This is a genomic window from Novosphingobium sp. Chol11, from assembly GCF_945870625.1.
Classification (GTDB): domain Bacteria; phylum Pseudomonadota; class Alphaproteobacteria; order Sphingomonadales; family Sphingomonadaceae; genus Novosphingobium.
This window is the reverse complement of the sequence record NZ_CAMBTS010000069.1, coordinates 1-16,066: the sequence shown is the minus strand read 5'-3', so window position 1 is coordinate 16,066 and position 16,066 is coordinate 1. Positions and strand designations below refer to the sequence as shown.

General features: G+C 64.9%; 19 protein-coding genes. 9 read left to right on the top strand and 10 right to left on the bottom strand.

The annotated features are described in order from the left end of the window. Positions 1-40: 40 nt before the first annotated feature. The 5 genes from ssb to Q0O40_RS11170 all read right to left on the bottom strand — a co-directional run bounded on the left by ssb (position 41) and on the right by Q0O40_RS11170 (position 4,165). Complete coding sequence (gene ssb / locus Q0O40_RS11190; RefSeq protein ID WP_295529644.1) at positions 41-583, bottom strand: single-stranded DNA-binding protein; 543 nt, start codon at positions 581-583, stop codon at positions 41-43. Positions 584-669: 86 nt separating this feature from the next. Then, the gene (locus Q0O40_RS11185; protein WP_295529642.1) at positions 670-2,526 is read right to left on the bottom strand and encodes a ferrous iron transporter B; all 1,857 of its coding nucleotides are present in this window, start codon (positions 2,524-2,526) and stop codon (positions 670-672) included. After that, positions 2,523-2,780, bottom strand: a complete 258-nt coding sequence (locus Q0O40_RS11180; protein ID WP_295529640.1) for a FeoA family protein — start codon at positions 2,778-2,780, stop codon at positions 2,523-2,525. Before Q0O40_RS11180 ends, Q0O40_RS11185 begins: the two co-directional genes overlap by 4 nt. Before the next feature lie 69 nt (positions 2,781-2,849). Next, positions 2,850-3,554, bottom strand: coding sequence for a COQ9 family protein (locus Q0O40_RS11175; protein ID WP_295529637.1), 705 nt, complete (start codon positions 3,552-3,554; stop codon positions 2,850-2,852). 14 nt (positions 3,555-3,568) lie between these two features. Beyond that, the gene (locus Q0O40_RS11170; RefSeq protein ID WP_295529647.1) at positions 3,569-4,165 is read right to left on the bottom strand and encodes an ankyrin repeat domain-containing protein; all 597 of its coding nucleotides are present in this window, start codon (positions 4,163-4,165) and stop codon (positions 3,569-3,571) included. A 111-nt stretch (positions 4,166-4,276) separates the two neighbouring features. Here Q0O40_RS11170 and Q0O40_RS11165 point away from each other — a divergent pair, with 111 nt between their 5' ends. The 6 genes from Q0O40_RS11165 to Q0O40_RS11140 are packed head-to-tail and all read left to right on the top strand — an operon-like array spanning position 4,277 to position 8,237. Next, the gene (locus Q0O40_RS11165) at positions 4,277-4,903 is read left to right on the top strand and encodes an SCO family protein (RefSeq protein ID WP_295529636.1); all 627 of its coding nucleotides are present in this window, start codon (positions 4,277-4,279) and stop codon (positions 4,901-4,903) included. After that, positions 4,900-5,364, top strand: coding sequence for a YcgN family cysteine cluster protein (locus Q0O40_RS11160; RefSeq protein WP_295529635.1), 465 nt, complete (start codon positions 4,900-4,902; stop codon positions 5,362-5,364). Before Q0O40_RS11165 ends, Q0O40_RS11160 begins: the two co-directional genes overlap by 4 nt. Before the next feature lie 17 nt (positions 5,365-5,381). Beyond that, positions 5,382-6,119 carry a M48 family metallopeptidase gene (locus Q0O40_RS11155; protein WP_295529633.1) on the top strand — a complete coding sequence of 246 codons (738 nt, stop codon included), beginning with the start codon at positions 5,382-5,384 and terminating at the stop codon, positions 6,117-6,119. Positions 6,120-6,170: 51 nt separating this feature from the next. Continuing rightward, complete coding sequence (locus Q0O40_RS11150; RefSeq protein WP_295529631.1) at positions 6,171-6,626, top strand: hypothetical protein; 456 nt, start codon at positions 6,171-6,173, stop codon at positions 6,624-6,626. Positions 6,627-6,635: 9 nt separating this feature from the next. Next, complete coding sequence (gene ribD, locus Q0O40_RS11145; protein WP_295529630.1) at positions 6,636-7,610, top strand: bifunctional diaminohydroxyphosphoribosylaminopyrimidine deaminase/5-amino-6-(5-phosphoribosylamino)uracil reductase RibD; 975 nt, start codon at positions 6,636-6,638, stop codon at positions 7,608-7,610. A 3-nt stretch (positions 7,611-7,613) separates the two neighbouring features. Beyond that, positions 7,614-8,237 carry a riboflavin synthase gene (locus tag Q0O40_RS11140; protein ID WP_295529628.1) on the top strand — a complete coding sequence of 208 codons (624 nt, stop codon included), beginning with the start codon at positions 7,614-7,616 and terminating at the stop codon, positions 8,235-8,237. A gap of 1 nt (position 8,238) precedes the next feature. Here Q0O40_RS11140 and Q0O40_RS11135 read toward each other — a convergent pair whose 3' ends face one another. Both Q0O40_RS11135 and Q0O40_RS11130 read right to left on the bottom strand, forming a co-directional pair. Then, the gene (locus Q0O40_RS11135; protein WP_295529626.1) at positions 8,239-9,540 is read right to left on the bottom strand and encodes a cytochrome P450; all 1,302 of its coding nucleotides are present in this window, start codon (positions 9,538-9,540) and stop codon (positions 8,239-8,241) included. Continuing rightward, positions 9,537-10,124: a carboxymuconolactone decarboxylase family protein gene (locus Q0O40_RS11130; protein ID WP_295529624.1), complete on the bottom strand. Its 588-nt coding sequence runs from the start codon at positions 10,122-10,124 to the stop codon at positions 9,537-9,539. Before Q0O40_RS11130 ends, Q0O40_RS11135 begins: the two co-directional genes overlap by 4 nt. Before the next feature lie 116 nt (positions 10,125-10,240). Between Q0O40_RS11130 and Q0O40_RS11125 the strand changes: the two genes are divergently transcribed. The 3 genes from Q0O40_RS11125 to Q0O40_RS11115 are packed head-to-tail and all read left to right on the top strand — an operon-like array spanning position 10,241 to position 12,494. Beyond that, a complete protein-coding gene (locus Q0O40_RS11125; RefSeq protein WP_295529622.1) occupies positions 10,241-11,566 on the top strand; it encodes a cytochrome P450 in 1,326 nt (441 codons plus the stop codon). Further along, positions 11,563-11,964 (top strand): antibiotic biosynthesis monooxygenase, encoded by a 402-nt coding sequence (locus Q0O40_RS11120; protein ID WP_295529620.1) that lies wholly within the window; start codon positions 11,563-11,565, stop codon positions 11,962-11,964. The genes Q0O40_RS11125 and Q0O40_RS11120 overlap by 4 nt, the downstream gene beginning before the upstream one ends. Then, positions 11,961-12,494, top strand: a complete 534-nt coding sequence (locus Q0O40_RS11115) for a nuclear transport factor 2 family protein (protein ID WP_295529618.1) — start codon at positions 11,961-11,963, stop codon at positions 12,492-12,494. The genes Q0O40_RS11120 and Q0O40_RS11115 overlap by 4 nt, the downstream gene beginning before the upstream one ends. Here the strand turns inward: Q0O40_RS11115 and Q0O40_RS11110 are convergent, their stop codons facing one another. From Q0O40_RS11110 to Q0O40_RS11100, 3 genes are all read right to left on the bottom strand, one after another. After that, complete coding sequence (locus Q0O40_RS11110) at positions 12,495-13,727, bottom strand: aromatic ring-hydroxylating dioxygenase subunit alpha (protein WP_295529616.1); 1,233 nt, start codon at positions 13,725-13,727, stop codon at positions 12,495-12,497. A 99-nt stretch (positions 13,728-13,826) separates the two neighbouring features. Further along, positions 13,827-14,999: an amino acid aminotransferase gene (locus Q0O40_RS11105; RefSeq protein WP_295529614.1), complete on the bottom strand. Its 1,173-nt coding sequence runs from the start codon at positions 14,997-14,999 to the stop codon at positions 13,827-13,829. Between the two features lie 80 nt (positions 15,000-15,079). Further along, positions 15,080-15,850: a DUF1134 domain-containing protein gene (locus Q0O40_RS11100; RefSeq protein WP_295529646.1), complete on the bottom strand. Its 771-nt coding sequence runs from the start codon at positions 15,848-15,850 to the stop codon at positions 15,080-15,082. Between the last annotated feature and the right edge of the window lie 216 nt (positions 15,851-16,066).

The window sequence follows — 16,066 nt, the reverse complement described above, 5'->3', positions numbered from 1 at the left end:
TCCTGACTGAGGCCCCTGCCTGCGCAGGGGCGCGGCTCGTTCAGAACGGGATGTCGTCGTCCAAGTCATCGGCCATGCCGCCGCCAGAGCCGCCGCCGCCCTGATTCCAGCCGCCGCCGGATGAACCGCCGCCTGAGCGCCCACCGCCCGATGCGCCGCCGCCGGAACCACCTTCGTTCCAGCCGCCCGCGCGCTGACCGCCGCCACCCCCGCCGCCTGCACCGGCGCCGCCTTGCGCGCCATCGAGCATGGTGAGGTTGCCATTGATGCCCACCGACACTTCGGTGGTGTAGCGATCATTGCCCGAGGCATCCTGCCACTTGCGCGTGCGCAGCTGGCCTTCGATATAGACCTTGCTGCCCTTTTTGAGATAGCGCTCGGCCACGCCGACCAGACCATCGGACTGAAGCACCACGGAATGCCATTCGGTGCGCTCCTTGCGCTCACCGGTGGCTTTGTCCTTCCAGTTTTCGGATGTCGCAATGCGCAAGTTGGCGATGCGTCCGCCGTTCTGGAAGCTCTTCACTTCGGGATCGGCACCCAGATTGCCGACTATGATGACCTTGTTGACGCTGCCTGCCATCGAATCGTGTCCCTTTGCGTGTGGCATACGGGTTAGCGCATCGCGCCCGGACGGTGCCAGCGCAGATACGCAGGTTTTCCCCCAAACTAACCGAGCCCGAAGGCGACCGCAGTCCAGTAGGTCAACCCGGAAAACAGATAGGCGAGCCCGAACATGTAGCTCAGCATGAAGATCGGCCATTTCCAGCCGTTGGTCTCGCGCCGGGTGACCGCGATGGTCGACATGCATTGCGGCGCGAACACGAACCACGCGAGGAACGCCAGCGCGGTGGCGAGGCTCCACTTCGCCTTGAGCGATACGCCCAGCGCGCGGCCTTGCGCATCGGGATCGGTCTCGCTCACGGCATAGGTCGTGGCGAGCGCACTGACGGCCACTTCGCGCGCGGCCATCGCCGGGATCAGCGCCAGCGCAATATCACGGTTGAAACCGATCGGCGCGATCACCACCGCCAGCCCGTTGGCGATATGGCCCGCCACGCTGGCATCGACCTGATCCTGACCGGCTTCTGCACGCGGAAAATTGAGCAGCAACCACAGCACCACGGTGACCGTCAGGATCATCGTGCCCGCGCGGCGCAGGAACACCCAAGCGCGCTGAAACAGGCCGAGCGCAAGGTCGCGCGCGGTGGGCATCTGATACTTGGGCAATTCCATGATGAAGCCCGAGGCCGCGCCCTTGGTGACCGAGCGGCGCAGCACCAGCGCCACCGCCATCGCGCCGACCACGCCCACGACATAGAGCGCGAACAGCACCAGCCCTTGGAGGCCGATCCCCGGCAGAACCCGGCTGTTTGGAATGAACGCGGCGATGATCACGGCATAGACCGGAAGGCGCGCAGAGCAGGTCATCAGCGGGGCCACCAGAATGGTGGTCAGCCGGTCCTTGGGATCGGTGATCGAACGGGTCGACATGATCCCCGGCACCGCGCAGGCAAAGCTGGAAAGCAAGGGGATGAAGCTGCGGCCCGAAAGCCCGACACCCGCCATCATCCGGTCCATCAGAAAGGCGGCTCTGGCCATGTAGCCGGTTGCCTCCATCGTCAGAATGAAGAAAAACAGGATCAGGATCTGCGGCAGGAACACGACCACAGCGCCCACCCCCGCAATGACCCCGTCGGTGAGGAAATCGCGCGCCAGCGAGGGCGGCAGCGCGGCGCGAACGAGGCCGCCGAACCCGGAAAAAGCCGCGTCAAGCGCATCCTGGAGCGGCGTTGCCCATGAAAACACCGCCTGAAACACCACGAACAGCAGCGCAAACAGGATAACCGGCCCCGCCCAGGGATGAAGCAACACATGATCGACGCGCGAATGAATCCGGTGCTGCGAGGATTCAGACAAAACCGCGCCTTGCGCCATTTCGCGCGCGAGCATGCGCCGCTCGGGCAAAGTGAGGTGCGCGCGCGGCGCGGCGGCGGGCGCGCTCACCCGGCCTCGCGCCTCGGCAATCGCGGCGGCCAGATCGGCCAGCCCGCGCTTGCGCACCGCCACCGTAGGGATCACCGGCACGCCAAGCGCGGATTGCAGCGCGGCGGGATCGAGCACCAGCCCATCGCGCTCGGCCAGATCGACCATGTTGAGCGCGACCACGACCGGGCGGCCCAGCGCGATCAATTCCTGCGCAAACACGAGGTGCTGCGCCAGATTGGCGGCATCGAGCACGATCACGAGCACATCGGGCTGCGCCTGCCCCGCCATTTCGCCCATGACGACCGCGCGGGTCACTTCCTCATCGGGGCTGGTGGCATCGAGGCCATAGGCGCCGGGCAGATCGACCAGTTCGGCCGGTTCTCCCGCCGGCAGCGCCATGCGCCCCGCCTTGCGCTCGACAGTGACGCCGGGATAATTGGCTATTTTCTGGCGTGCGCCGGTGAGCGCATTGAACAGGGCGCTTTTGCCGGCATTGGGATTGCCGACGAGTGCGACCACGCAGGGCTTATTGGTCATGCCGCCGCTTCGGCGCGAACCGGCTCAACCTCCATCGCGCAGGCATGAACCCGGCGCAGCGCCAGGGTCATCCGCCCGATCTCCAACGCGATCGGATCGCGGGAAAAAAAGACACCGCGATACGAAAGCCGGACCTCAGCCCCCTCATCGATGCCCAAGGCGCGCAGCCGCTGCGCTTCTTCGGGCACAAGCTGGCTCCAGTCGATCCGCGCGATGCGGGCGAGCACGCCGATGGGAAGCTGATCAAGGGTCACGGTCTATGCGCTGCCATAGCCCCGCAGCAATTGCAAGTCATTCGCATTAGATGCGCCGAATTGAAGCGATCAGCGCGCCGGATAGCGCAAGCGGCCCAGCACGCGCAGCGGGCTGAAGCTTTCGTCCTGTGGCCGGGTCAGGCGCGCCTTGGCCTTTTCAAAGCGCATGACGCCTTCGATCCGGCGATCGAGGAAGGCTTTGGTATCCGCGCTTTCTTCGCTGGTATCGTCGGCGTAGACCATCAGCGTGGCCGCGTAGATCGCCGCGAGCGTGGCGCGCTTGGTATAGTGGTTGTAGTCGGTCGCGGTATCGCCTGCGAGGTGCCACATCGCGTCGGCGCTCGACCAACCGAGCCGGGCCGCAGCCGCGACGTTCCACGGCTTTGCCATTTCCGAGCGGGCGCGGCGCAGCGCCTCCTTCTGCCAGGCCATGTGATCGAGCCGGAACTGGATCAGGCGGCGAATGCGCTCGCGGATGGGCAGCGCCGTCACTTCGGCGGTGGGCAGCGCTTCGGCCATCGCGCGGTCGATGCTGCCGATCCATGCGGCGATCATCGCCATCGCATCGGGCTTATCGCCCCGGCCTTTGAACGCAAAGCGCGCGGCAGCGGGATCGACGCCAGAGGCCTCTGCGGCCTGCGCCAGGGCGGCCTCGCTCCAGCCATCGAACACCGCCGCATCGGCAATCGCCGGGGCAAGATCGAGGCGCAGCTCGTCAAGGGTGCGCTCATCATTCGCGGGATCAGTCTGGGTATGGGGCTGGGCATCGGTCATGCGCGAACACTCGTTTAGAAGGATGGGCCGTAAGTCTTCTTGGCTCCGCTGGACGCGGCCTTGGGTGCGTTATCAAGCTCGTTCAGCATTGCGCTGCCTTTGCCGTCAAGTTGCGCATAATCGCGGGCAGAGCGTCCCGAGTTGTCGGGCCGGTCGGGGTTTGCGCCTGCTTTCAGCAAAGCGCGCACCATGCCGACATCGCGGCGATGCACCGCTGTGATCAGCGGGGTTTCGCCGGTATTGTCCGGCTCATCGACCCGCGCGCCCTGCGCCAGGAGCAGTTCAACCCCTTCGAGAAAATTGAGGCCGACCGCCACCACCAGCGGGGTGGTGCCGCGCGCATCGCGGATATTGACGTTCGCCCCTTTGCCGAGAAGAAACTGCATCCACAGCAGATCTCGCCGCGCGGTAACGATATGCAGCGCGCTCTCGCCCGTGGTCTTGTCGCGCGTGTTGATGATCTGGGTGCCGGGCTCGTTCAGCGTATCGTTGACCTTGTCGCCTTCCTTCTTGCGCACCGCTTCGAGGAACCGGTAGCTTTCGGAAAATTGCGCCTGCGCGGGCATGGCCAGCGCAAAAGCGCACGCCACGGCGATGGCAGCCAGGCCCATGCGGGCAGTGCTCAGCCATTTGGTCACGATCGGTTTTCCTCCTGTTTGGGCCACGATAACCCAGACTCATCCTTGCAAGATGGGGGTTAGCAGAGCATGAACTGTCGCGCCATGTCCCCTGTAGTCCACGCTGGTTTCCGCCCTGCGCATCGTTTGCGCCCGCTGCTTGCGGCGCTTTGCGCAGCCGCGCTCACCGCGCTGGGCGCGTGCAGCGGCGCATCGCCCGAGCCGCCGCTGGCGGGCGCAGCCATCGGCGGCGATTTCACGCTGATCGACAAGCAGGGCAAGACGGTGCGCGCCGCCGATTTCGCCGGACGGTACCGGGTGGTCTATTTCGGCTATACCTTTTGCCCGGATGTGTGCCCGCTGGATGTGCAGCATCTGATGCAGGGTGTTCATGCCTTCGCCAAAGCCCAGCCAGCGCTGGGCGCAAAACTGGCCCCGATGTTCATCACCATCGATCCGGCGCGCGATACGCCGCAAGTGGTGGGCGAGTTCGCGGCGAACTTCGGGCCGGAGCTGATCGGGTTGACGGGCACGCCGGCGCAAGTGGCGGCGGTCGCCAAGTCTTACGCGGTATTTTACCAGAAGGGCAAGGAAACCGCCCCCGGCGCGTATCTGATGGACCACAGCCGCGCTGCCTTCCTGATGGGGCCCGAGGGCCAGCCGATTGCGATCCTGCCCGCCGAAGCGGACGGCAAGGCGGTCGCGGCGGAACTTGAGAAGTGGGTGCATTGAGCAATTCTGGGAGTACTTCCGGGAGCGCGCCGGACCGGTTCTGGGACAAGCCGTTGGAAGCCCTGAACCGCGACGAATGGGAAGCGCTGTGCGACGGCTGCGGCAAGTGTTGCCTGCACAAGCTGGAAGATGAGGACACCGGCGAGGTGATCCGCACCAATGTCGCCTGCCGCCTGCTCGATCTTTCAAGCGGGCGCTGCGCCGATTACCGGCACCGCAAGGCGATGGTGCCCGATTGCCTGCGGCTGACCTTGAAGCTGGTGCGCGAAGTGCGCTGGCTGCCCGCGACATGCGCCTATCGCCTGCGCGCGGATGGCAAGCCGCTGCCCGACTGGCATTATCTCGAATGCGGCGATCGCACCGCGGTGCGCCGCGCGGGCCAGTCGGTGATCGGCAAGGCGATCAGCGAAGTGCTCGCCGGGCCGCTGGAAGATCACATCGTGCAGGATGACGAAACGTGATTGCGTGGTTGGCCCGGATGAAGCGTGCGCCCGTGCGCCCGGTGAGCCGCGCGATGCCCGAGCCGATCAGCGTCCTGGTTGATGGACGCACTTTGCCGCTTGTGGTGAGGCGGCTGCGCCATGCCCGGCGGATCACCTTGCGACTTGCGCCCGATGGCCGCGAAGCGCGGGTTTCGCTGCCGACATGGGGCCGCACGAGCGATGCGGTCGCCTTTGCCGCGCAGCGCAGCGACTGGCTGGCCGAGCAACTGGCGCGCATCCCGCCGCCGCAAACGGTCGAACCGGGCGGCACGATCGCCTATCGCGGCGAGACCTTGCGGATCGACTGGCTGCCTTCGGCCCCGCGCCAGCCGGTGCTGGATGATGGCACGCTGGTCATGGGCGGTCCGGCCGAAACCATGGCGCGGCGGCTGCGCCGCTGGCTTGAAAGCGAGGCGATGCGGCTGGGCGCGCGGGATCTGGCAGAGTATTGTGCCCGTGCCGGGGTCGCTGTGCCCCGGCTGGCGCTTTCCGCAGCGCAGCGGCGCTGGGGCAGTTGCTCGGCAGGCGGGGTCATCCGGATCAATTGGCGGCTGATCATGGCCCCCGATGCGGTGCGCCGCTCGGTGATGGCGCACGAGGTCGCGCATATGACCCATTTCGATCACAGCACGGCGTTTCATGCGCATCTGGCCGCGATCTACGAGGGCGACATCGCCGCCGCGAACCAGTGGCTCAAGCGCGAAGGCCGGACATTGTACGGCCCATTCGGCTGAATCAGGCTGTGCACTGGCAGAATCGGCTCAGGCAGCCTATCTCCTGCGCCGATGAGTGATTTTTGGCGCAATGTTTCTCCGGCCGGTGCGGTTAGGGATATCTTCTCGGTGCTTGGCGCGCCGAGCGAATATCGCTGGCGCGCGCTCGGGCTGGCCGGTTTGGTCACAGGCGGCATTTTCTATGTGATGGTGCAGCAGGAAGGGCGCGGACCGCCCAAGCCGCCGGAGATCATCTATTTCGAAAGCTGGCGCGACGACCGCAGCGATGCCGAGATCATCGCCGGAAACATCGCAGCGACCAAGCGCGCCAAGCAGGAAGAAGCCGAGCAGGAGGCGCGCGAAGAGCGGGCCCGGCAGGTCTATCGCGCGCTGGGCCGGGCGAGCGGGATCGACACGCAGAAAATGTATGACGACGGCAAAGCCGAGCGGGCCGCGCAAAAGCAGGTGGAAGAGCGCAAGAACCGCGAACTGCTCGACCAGCTCGTGACCAAGCCAGCCAACAAGTAGCCCCCCAACGTGGCGAGCGATCATGACTGGATGGACGCGGCCGCCGCGATTGCGGCGCGCGGACGCCCACTGAGCCGCCCCAATCCCGCCGTGGGCGCGGTGATCATCGCCGATGGCCGGGTGATCGGGCGCGGCTGGACGCAGCCGGGCGGACGCCCGCACGCCGAGGCCCAGGCGATCAGGCAGGCAGGCGAAGCCGCGCGCGGCGCTGCGGCCTATGTCACGCTGGAACCTTGCGCGCATGACAGCGCGCGCGGACCCGCCTGCGCCGCGCTGCTGCGCGAGGCGGGCGTCGCGCGGGTGGTGGCGGGATGCCTGGACCCCGATCCGCGCACGGCCGGGGCGGGATTGGCGCTGCTGCGCGCCGCCGGGATTGCCGCCGATCTTCTGACATCACCCGCCGCGACGCGCTCGCTCGAGGGCTATCTGATGCGTGCGCGCGCCGGCCGGCCGCATGTAACGCTGAAACTTGGCACCTCGCTCGATGGCAGGATCGCGCTGGGCGATGGTTCGAGCCAATGGATCACCGGCCCTGAGGCGCGCGCGCATGCCCATGCGATGCGGGCCCGAAGCGATGCCATTCTGGCGGGCGGCGGCACCTTGCGCGCCGACGCGCCGCGTCTCAACGTGCGCCTCCCGGGTCTCGAAGCGCGCAGCCCGGAGCGTTGGCTGTTGACGCGGGGGACAGCGCCCGAGGGCTGGCGCGCGGTGGGGGATATCGGTGCGCCCGGCGCGTTCGGTGACGCGCAATATTTGTTTGTCGAGGGCGGCGCGAGCGCGGCGGCGACGTTTCTGGCGGCTGACATGGTGGACCGCTTGCTGTTCTATCGCGCGCCGATCATCATCGGCAGGGGGCTGTCTGCCGTCGGCGATATCGGGCTGGGATCGTTGGCGGAGGCGCATGGGCGCTGGCAGCGCACGGACCAACGGGCGCTTGGCAGCGATATGCTCGAAGTCTACGAACGCGTTCGCGAAGGGAGCTGAAGCATGTTTACAGGGATCGTCACAGAAGTCGGCCGGATCACCGGGATTGCGCTGCAGGGCGATACACGGGTTACTGTGGCTTGCGCGATGGACCCGGCGAAGATCATGATCGGTGCCTCGATTGCCTGTTCGGGCGTGTGCCTGACCGTGGTGGATCGCGGCGGCGAGGCAGGCAAGGCGTGGTTCGCGGTCGATGTCTCAGGCGAGACCCGCGCGCATACTGCGCCCGCGCTGTGGCAAGAAGACGCACCGGTCAATCTCGAACCCGCGCTGCGGCTGGGCGACGAGCTGGGCGGCCATATCGTCACCGGCCATGTCGATGCGATGGGCGAAGTGGTTTCGATGGAGCGCGAGGGCGGATCGTGGCGGCTGGTGATCGCCGCGCCGCCGGCGCTCGCGCCGTTCATCGCGCCCAAAGGCTCGATCACGCTCGATGGCGTTTCGCTGACAGTGAACGCCGTGGACGATCAGGCCGATGGATCGGTGCATTTCGGGCTGAACATCATTCCCCACACCGCCGCCGTGACCACGCTGGGCACGCTGGCATCAGGGACCAAAGTCAACCTCGAGATCGATGTGCTGGCCCGCTATCTGAAACGGATGCAGGGGCTGTCCGCACAAGGATAGGCTAACGCTTCTTGGGTTCGAACTCGATGTGCAGCGCTTTGAGGCTGCGCAGCAGGAAGTGGGGGTGGATGGCAAAGTCGTTCTTACCTGGGTCAAAGTGCATGTCTTCGAACCGGTCGACCACCGCCTGAAAACCCCAGGTCAGCTCGCGCCGGGCCAGCGGCGCGCCGAGGCAGTGGTGTGCGCCGGCGCCGAAGGCCAGATGCGCAGCAGCGCGCGGACGCTCAAGATCCAGCCGTTCGGGGTTTTCAATCGCGCGCTCGTCGCGATTGGCGGCGGCGTAGCGAACGTTGATCAGCGCGCCTTTTGGGATGACCATGCCATCGAAATCGGCGTCCTTGGCGCAAAAGCGCATCAGGCTCTGCACTGGGGATTCGAGCCGCAGCACTTCCTCGACGAAGGTTTTCATATAGCGCTCGGGATCGGACCTGAGCTGCTGCCACACGTCCTTGTTTTCGATCAGCAGCTTCATGCCGGCGGCCAGCGCGTTGGTGGTGGTCTCGCTGCCGCCGACGAAGGTATCGGCCATCATTTCGGCATGGAGCTCGTTGTCATTGAGCGGGCGGCCCCAGCCCTCGATCACGGTGTTGACCAGCACGCTGATTAGCGAATCATCAGGATTTTTGCGCAGACGCTCGAAGATCGGTTGGAAATAGTGCTGCGCCTCGATCTCGCGGTCGACCATTTCCATCTCGCGCTCTTCGGGCAGCATCATCGAGATGCGCTGGAAAAAGGCGTCAGTCCAGCCCTTGATCCGCCAGATATCCTCGCGCTTCGCGCCCATCTGCTGGCCGATGATATAGAGCGGCAGCGGCACGCAGAACTGGCTGACCCAGTCGCAATGGCCATCGGCGAGAAAGCCGTCGATCAGCTCGTAAGCGAGCGTTTCGACCAGCGGATCGATCTGCTTGATGCGGCTCGGCTTGAACGCCTCGTTGAACATGGCGCGCATCTGGCGGTGGTTCGGATCGTCGCGCCCGGCCAGCGTGGGCGCGGGGACCCAGCCCTTGGCGGCAAACCGTTCATGCACCTTGCGCTGGCGCTCGATATTGTTGGTCGGGCGTTCGTAGCCGGTGCCTTCGGCGCTGCTGGGGAAAGTTTCGGCATCGGTAAGCACGCGGCGCACATCGTCATAGCGGGTCACGACATAGATATTGGTGCCCGGCTGACAATAGGCCGGGGCTTCGTCGCGAAGGCGCTGATAGGCGGGATAGGGACACTGGTGGAGCTGCGCGTCAAACAGATTGATGCCCAGATCGGCTGGGCAGGCGGCAGCCACGCTGGAAGCTTCTTGTGCGCTCATCGCACCACGATCCGTTCCTCGCCCCACGGCGCAATCGTGCCTTCGCCCTTGAACGCCTCCGGCAGTTCATCGACCATGTGCAACGTCGCCCCGAGGCGGCCGAAGCCGACGAAGAAAGCGCAGGTCATGCCCAGCTCGACGATTTCAGCCTCGCTGAAATGGAGGCGCAGATCGGCAAAGACCGCCTCGTTAATGGCCAGATGATCGGTGGCCATCAGCTCGCCGTAACGGATCGCGGATTTCTCGGCGGGGGTAAGATTCTCGGCCTCCTGCGGGCGCTCCAACGAGCAGACCAGATCCTCGCTCACGCCATCGGCCAGCGCATCGGCATAGCGGATCGCCATGCAGCTGCGGCACTGGTTGAAGAACGCGATGCGCAGGCGCACCAGCTCGACCAGCCGCTCAGGCAGCGCCCGCCCGACTTTCAAAGCGCGGCCAAACTGCATAAGGCCGAGCATCTGCTCCGGGCAGTGCGCGAAATAGCGGCTGAGGCCCTGTTCGAGATCGGTCAGTTGGTCAGGCTGGATCGCATCGCGCAGGCGCGGATCCCATTCCGAAGGGGCAAGTTTGGCAACCCGGCTCATCGCGGTGCTCCTAAAAATGAGCGTGGCAAGTGAGCAGAGGCTCGGACAAACTGCGCCGCACAACAACTGGTCAATTCGATAAAGCCGGGTTGTCAATCTGGCTGGCGGGAGAGGGCATGCGGCAGGCGAACCATGAGCTGAGCCCGATGGCATGCCCGCGCGGCCTTGCCGATGTCGATTTGTTTGGCCCGGGCGCAGCCGAGCATTGGTATGAAGCTTATGCCATCCTGCATGCGCAGGCGCCGGTGCTGCGCCTTCCCGGCGAAGGGCTGACCCCGGACCGCGATGCGTTCGTGCTGACCAAATATGCCGACGTGGCGCGCGTGGTTCGCGATTGGGAGCGGTTTCCGCCGCTGCTCTCGATGCTGATCGCGCAGATTGCCGAGACCGGCAAACTGGCGCGCGAAATGCCCGATCTGGATGCCATGGTTCAATCGATCGCGACCTTGCGCCCGACGCCAGACCTGTGGCGCGCGCACCGCCAGCAATTGACCGATCCGTGGGTCGGTCCCGGCGCGAAGCGGCACGAGGCGATGATCACGCGCCACGTCGATAAATTGATCGACAGCTGGATTGCCGAGCCGACAATCGATTTTGTCAGCCAGTTCGCGCGCGTTCTGCCGCAGCTGGCGATGGCCAGTGTACTCGGCTTTCCGCTGGAGGATATCGGCCGGCTGGAAATCTGGGGCAATGCGCAAGTAATGTCCTATGTCCACGGCTGCGGGCACAACAATATTCTGACGCCTGAGCAGACCGCCGAGAAGTTTCGGCTGCTGGCCGGCCTTTCCGACTATGTGCGCGATCAGGTGCGGACCAAGCGCGCGCAGCCGCAGGACGACATGATCAGCTTTTTAACGCAGGTCCATTATGAGGCGCTGGACCGCAAGCTGACCGACGCGGAGATCGACGGGATCGTCTATGCGATGATCATCGGCGGGCTTGAAACCACGCAATATGCGCTGGTCGAGCAGGCGCAGCTGATTTGCGAGCGGCCCGGGCTGTTTGGCACGTTGAAGACGGATCGCGCGGCTATCCGCAGCTTTATCGAGGAAGGCATGCGGCTGCGCTCGCCCACTCAGGGGCTTTCGACCCGCATGACCGGGCAGGACGAAGTGTTTCAAGGCGTCACCGTGCCCGCCGGTTCGACGCTGCATCTGCGCTGGGGCGCGGCGAATATCGACCCGGACGAATTTGAAGATCCGCTAGACCTGAAGCTCGATCGGCAGGCCGTGACCCGCCATCTGGCATTTTCCGCAGGACCGCGCATCTGCCCCGGTTCCGGCCTCTCGCGGCTGGAGCAGACGATTGCCTGGAACCGGCTGTGTGACCGGCTGGGCGGAATCGCCTATGCGCCGGGCAATACATTTCTGCACCAGCCGGGCATCATGCTCGGCACGCTTTCCCTGCATCTTGCCATCACCCCCACGGAGAACCCCGCATGACCACCCTGCTCGCCCATCTCACGATCAAGCCCGGCAAAGAGGAAGAGTGGGAGGCGATCATGCACGACATGATCACGCAGACTTTTGCCACCGAGGAAGGCGTGCTGCGCTACGAATACTGGAAAGGGCAGGAACCCAATTTCTATTATTGCCTGCTTTCGTTTACCGACAAATGGACATTCTACGCGCATCAGATGTCTGACCACCACGAGACACACGATTTCGCGGCCGTGCTCGATGGCATCCGGCTGGAATATGTAGATCCGGTTGCCGGGGCCGGCGGCGGCCTGCCAAAAACCGACGATCCCGCGCTGCCCGATGATGCGAGCGAGGCGATGAAGACCGCGCAGGAGCGCTTTCCGCTCGATATCGCGGCGTGGTGGGCCTCCCGCAAATGAGCGGGGCGTATGTGAGCCGCGAAGAAGCGCTGCAAGCGCTGCTCGACAAGCAGGCCATCGCCGAAGTGATCGCACGCTATTCGCGCACGCTCGATTGGCTCGATGAGGCAGGACAGGCCAGCTGCTACTGGCCCGATGCCGCGATCGATTACGGCTTCTTCAAAGGCAGCGCAGCAGACTTCGTGCCGGTGGTGATGCAGGTGGAGCGCGCCAGCGCACGGCGCTGGCACATGACCAGCGGATTGCAGATCGTGCTCCATGATGGGGCGCATGCCAGCGCGGAATGCTATGGGATCGCGGTGGGTGCGCGGGCCGACGAAGATGGCGGCTACGCGGGCACGATGTACGGCGGGCGTTATCTCGACGAGTTCGAGGCGCGCGGCGGCGAATGGCGGATCGCAAAGCGCGATTATGCGCTCGACTGGTCGCTACCACTGCCCGATCAACCGGTGCCTACGCCGGGGGCGGCGTTTGCGCTGCCGATGCTGGAGATACTGGCGAGCGGGCATCCGCAATACCGGGCGATGTAGTCACTCTGCCGCTTCGGCGACCTTTTCGGCGGCGAAAATGCTGAGCAGTTCCTCGTCATTGGCGGCCATCAGTTTGGCAACCCACTGGTGGAAAACTTGCCCGCCGCGCTCGTTGCGGCCAAACAGGACCGTGTCCATCAAGCCCGATTGCAGCGCCTGCTGCTGGCGCCTGCCGGTGGCGTAGTCTTCTTCTGCCACCACGATCTTGAGGAAATCAAACTGGTCGCGCGCGCCTTGGCGCACCGCGTCGTCGGTCGGTTTGTGCTCCATCACATAAAACTGCGTGGTTACGCTCTCGCCAACCGTGGCCCCGGGGAGCAGCTGCGAAATCAGCGCCCCGCGCCCGCCGCCGCCATAAAAGCTGGCAATCGAGATATGCGGGAAAATGGTCCAAACGCCTTGAAGCAGCGCATCGATCGGCCAATCGGCCTCGTCCATCGCGGAAAGATCGACCGTTTCGGTGCTGCCGGTTTTCTGCGCTTTGATCGATGGCGAGGAGAGCCGCTGATGCGGGCCCCAACCGAAGAAATTGGCCCGATTGAAAAAGTCGGAGCCGAAGGTGTTGGCATGAAGCACGGGGAGGTGATAAAAATCGAGATAGCCGTCGTAAGTGGTCTTCCAGTTCGGCCCATCGAGCTGGCGGCTGTCAAACAGATGCCAATCGGCAAAGCCGAAGTGTTCGAGCATGGCATCATAGCCGCACAGGAAATCCGCGATCGCCAGCTTCGAACCCGGATCGAGCGTCACCCAGATCAGCCCGGCGCGCTCAAGCACCGGAAAGCGCTTCAGACAATGCGCAGCTTTATCGATCGCGCCGAAATCGCCGGGCGAAGCCACACCCAGCAGTTCGCCATCATTGCGGAAGGTCCAGCCATGATAACCGCACATGAACCGGTTGGCGCTCCCTGACCCTTGCGCCAGCGGGTTGCCGCGGTGGGTGCACATGTTGAGGAACGCGCCGATGCTGCCATCGGCCTGCCGCGTCAGCAACACCGGCACACCTGCCACTTCCATCGCCTTGAACGCGCCCGGCGCGCGCAATTCGCACGACAGCGCGAGCATCAGCGGCAGCCGCTTGAAGATCCGCTCCTTCTCCTGCGCGTAGAGCTCAGGGTCTGTGTAAGCCGAGGCGGGAACCCGCACCACCTCGTCGGCCAGTTCCATCGTCTTGGCCTGACCGTGGGCGATCAGAGAACGGGTCATCGCATAAAGCTGGTCGCGCGACATGGGCATCCTCATAAATTCAAGCGAAAATCTGGACCTCGGCAGATTGCCTGCTTGCCAGTCGGGGGCAATTGTCACTTTTGCTTGGGGAATTCGGCCTTTGGCAATTCAGCCCGCGACGTCGCGCAGCGCCGCAATGAAAGCCTCGATATTGCCGTCGGTCAGCCCGGCGATGTTGATCCGGCCCGATCCCGCCATATAGATGCCGTGGCGTTCGCGCAGCGTCAGGATCGCCTCGGGCGAGAGCGGCAGCATCGAGAACAGCCCCTTTTGCGCGCCAAGCGGCACCATGGACATCGCGCCGATGGTCTGCGCCGCCGCCAGTCGCGCCCGCACCCCGGCCATGCGCGCGCGCATCTCGTCCAGTTCGGCCAGCCACAGCGCGGTGAGCGCCGGATCGGCGAGCACCAGCCGGACCGCCGCAGCGCCATGATCTGGCGGCATCGACCAGGCAGCGCGCGCAATCGCCGCGCCATTGCCCATCGCGTTGGCGAGCGCCGCACTATCCGCGCTCACCGCATAGAAAGCGCCGACCCGGTCGCGGTAAAGCCCGAAATTCTTGTCGCAGGAATAGGCGACCAGCGCCTCGGGCACATGCGCGAGCACCATGCGCAGCCCGTAAGCATCGGCTTCCATGCCGTCGCCAAGGCCCTGATAGGCCAGATCGATGATCGGAAACACGCCGGTTTCGGCAAGCAGCGCCGCGATCTGGTCCCACTGCGCGGGGGTGTAGTCAACGCCGGTGGGATTGTGGCAGCACCCATGCAGCAACACAGCATCGCCCGGCTGCGCGGCTTTGAGGACCGCGCTCAGCGCGTCGAAATCAGCCGTACCTGCCGGTGTGGCATGGACGAAGGTTTTGAGCTCAAGCCCCGCTGCGGTATCGATCTGCGCGTGGTTCGGCCATGATGGCGTGCCCATCCAGACCCGCCCGACGCCCGCGCGCTTGGCCACCTCGATCGCCAGCCGCACTGCGCCGGTGCCCCCGGGGGTCTGCATCCCTGCCACCCGCGTCGCATCGAAATCCGCGCCAAAGACATAAGGGATCAACGCGTTGACAAAGCCCATGTCGCCATCGGGGCCAAGATAGGACTTGGTATCCTGATCGGCGAGCAGCCGCGCCTCGGCCGCCTTGATCGCCTTGAACACCGGAGTCTCGCCGCCAGCGGTGCGATAGACGCCGACGCCGAGATCGATCTTCGTCGCTCGGGGATCGGCATTATGCAGCTTGATCAGCGACAGCAAAGCATCGGCGGGCTGGACGGCAAGAGCTTCAAGCATGAGGGACCTCCTTGGGTGCGCCCGCTTTTGCAGGCGGGCAACACCCGGAGCAAGCGTTTTTGGATCGGTGGCGATGGCCCTTAGAACGGCACCCATTTCTGCGTCTTGCGAAACTTCATGTACCCGGCATTCACCCCGAGCCGCAGCCCCGCCCCCAGCCGCACCGGGATCAGCACAATGTGGCCCCGGCGCAAATAAGAGACGTTGAACCCGCCCACCAGATAGGCCTGCCCTTCACCCGCAGGATAGCGCCGGAAGAGATCCTCGGTGTCATCCAGATTATAAACCAGGACGAAAGTGTTGCCCGCGTTGGCGCCGAAATCGAACCCGACCGAAGGGCCGGTCCAGTAAACCGAGCGGTTGCCCTCGATCCGGTGATGCAATGTGCCCGAACCATAGCGCAGGCCGACCACCAAGGCACCGCCCGCCTCGCGCCCGGTGATATAGCCGTTGGGCTCGCCCTGCTTCTTGAGGATATCGCGGATCATCAGGGCAAGGCCGCGCGATCCCATGCCGAAAACGCCTTCGGCAGCGCCGATCAGATCATCCTCGCGGTAAGTCGAGCCCGCCGCTGCCTTTGCCTTTGCGGGAGACGACGCATCGGCAGCCCAGCCCGGGCCGGCATAATCCGCATCAGCTGCAGGCGCGGACGGCGCGGTGGCGGGCAATTCGGCGACCGGCGGCGCTGGTTGAGCGGGCGCGTCAGGCATCCTGGTTTGCGCAGAAGGGGGATTGAGGTCGGAATCGATCGCGGAATTGGGATCGATGGACTGAACCTGCGCGAGGGCAGGCAGACCATGGGCAAGGCCGAGCACGGCGAGCCAAAGTCCAGCGCGTTGAAGCAGCGTCATGCGCGAATTCCCATCGATAAAGCGACTGATCATCGCGGTGAAACGATCATCCGCCGATGCATTGCCTGTGAGCAATGAACCGGCGATGAGCCGAGTCATAAATGCGGTAGAGCGCGCGATTACAGGGATTTGCGGGCATGCGGCGTTCTCCCCGCGGCGCGTCTGATCGCTCTTGCCGCCCCCGCCATCGCCCGCTATAGCCCGCGTTCGCTGCTG

What these genes read in the sequence shown, in the direction of transcription:
- ssb (WP_295529644.1), bottom strand. Translation starts at nt 583, where the DNA reads ATGGCAGGCAGCGTCAACAAGGTCATCATAGTCGGCAATCTGGGTGCC.
- Q0O40_RS11185 (WP_295529642.1), bottom strand. Translation starts at nt 2,526, where the DNA reads ATGACCAATAAGCCCTGCGTGGTCGCACTCGTCGGCAATCCCAATGCC.
- Q0O40_RS11175 (WP_295529637.1), bottom strand. Translation starts at nt 3,554, where the DNA reads ATGACCGATGCCCAGCCCCATACCCAGACTGATCCCGCGAATGATGAG.
- Q0O40_RS11170 (WP_295529647.1), bottom strand. Translation starts at nt 4,165, where the DNA reads ATGGGCCTGGCTGCCATCGCCGTGGCGTGCGCTTTTGCGCTGGCCATG.
- Q0O40_RS11165 (WP_295529636.1), top strand. Translation starts at nt 4,277, where the DNA reads ATGTCCCCTGTAGTCCACGCTGGTTTCCGCCCTGCGCATCGTTTGCGC.
- Q0O40_RS11155 (WP_295529633.1), top strand. Translation starts at nt 5,382, where the DNA reads ATGAAGCGTGCGCCCGTGCGCCCGGTGAGCCGCGCGATGCCCGAGCCG.
- Q0O40_RS11150 (WP_295529631.1), top strand. Translation starts at nt 6,171, where the DNA reads ATGAGTGATTTTTGGCGCAATGTTTCTCCGGCCGGTGCGGTTAGGGAT.
- Q0O40_RS11140 (WP_295529628.1), top strand. Translation starts at nt 7,614, where the DNA reads ATGTTTACAGGGATCGTCACAGAAGTCGGCCGGATCACCGGGATTGCG.
- Q0O40_RS11135 (WP_295529626.1), bottom strand. Translation starts at nt 9,540, where the DNA reads ATGAGCGCACAAGAAGCTTCCAGCGTGGCTGCCGCCTGCCCAGCCGAT.
- Q0O40_RS11130 (WP_295529624.1), bottom strand. Translation starts at nt 10,124, where the DNA reads ATGAGCCGGGTTGCCAAACTTGCCCCTTCGGAATGGGATCCGCGCCTG.
- Q0O40_RS11125 (WP_295529622.1), top strand. Translation starts at nt 10,241, where the DNA reads ATGCGGCAGGCGAACCATGAGCTGAGCCCGATGGCATGCCCGCGCGGC.
- Q0O40_RS11120 (WP_295529620.1), top strand. Translation starts at nt 11,563, where the DNA reads ATGACCACCCTGCTCGCCCATCTCACGATCAAGCCCGGCAAAGAGGAA.
- Q0O40_RS11115 (WP_295529618.1), top strand. Translation starts at nt 11,961, where the DNA reads ATGAGCGGGGCGTATGTGAGCCGCGAAGAAGCGCTGCAAGCGCTGCTC.
- Q0O40_RS11110 (WP_295529616.1), bottom strand. Translation starts at nt 13,727, where the DNA reads ATGCCCATGTCGCGCGACCAGCTTTATGCGATGACCCGTTCTCTGATC.
- Q0O40_RS11105 (WP_295529614.1), bottom strand. Translation starts at nt 14,999, where the DNA reads ATGCTTGAAGCTCTTGCCGTCCAGCCCGCCGATGCTTTGCTGTCGCTG.
- Q0O40_RS11100 (WP_295529646.1), bottom strand. Translation starts at nt 15,850, where the DNA reads ATGACGCTGCTTCAACGCGCTGGACTTTGGCTCGCCGTGCTCGGCCTT.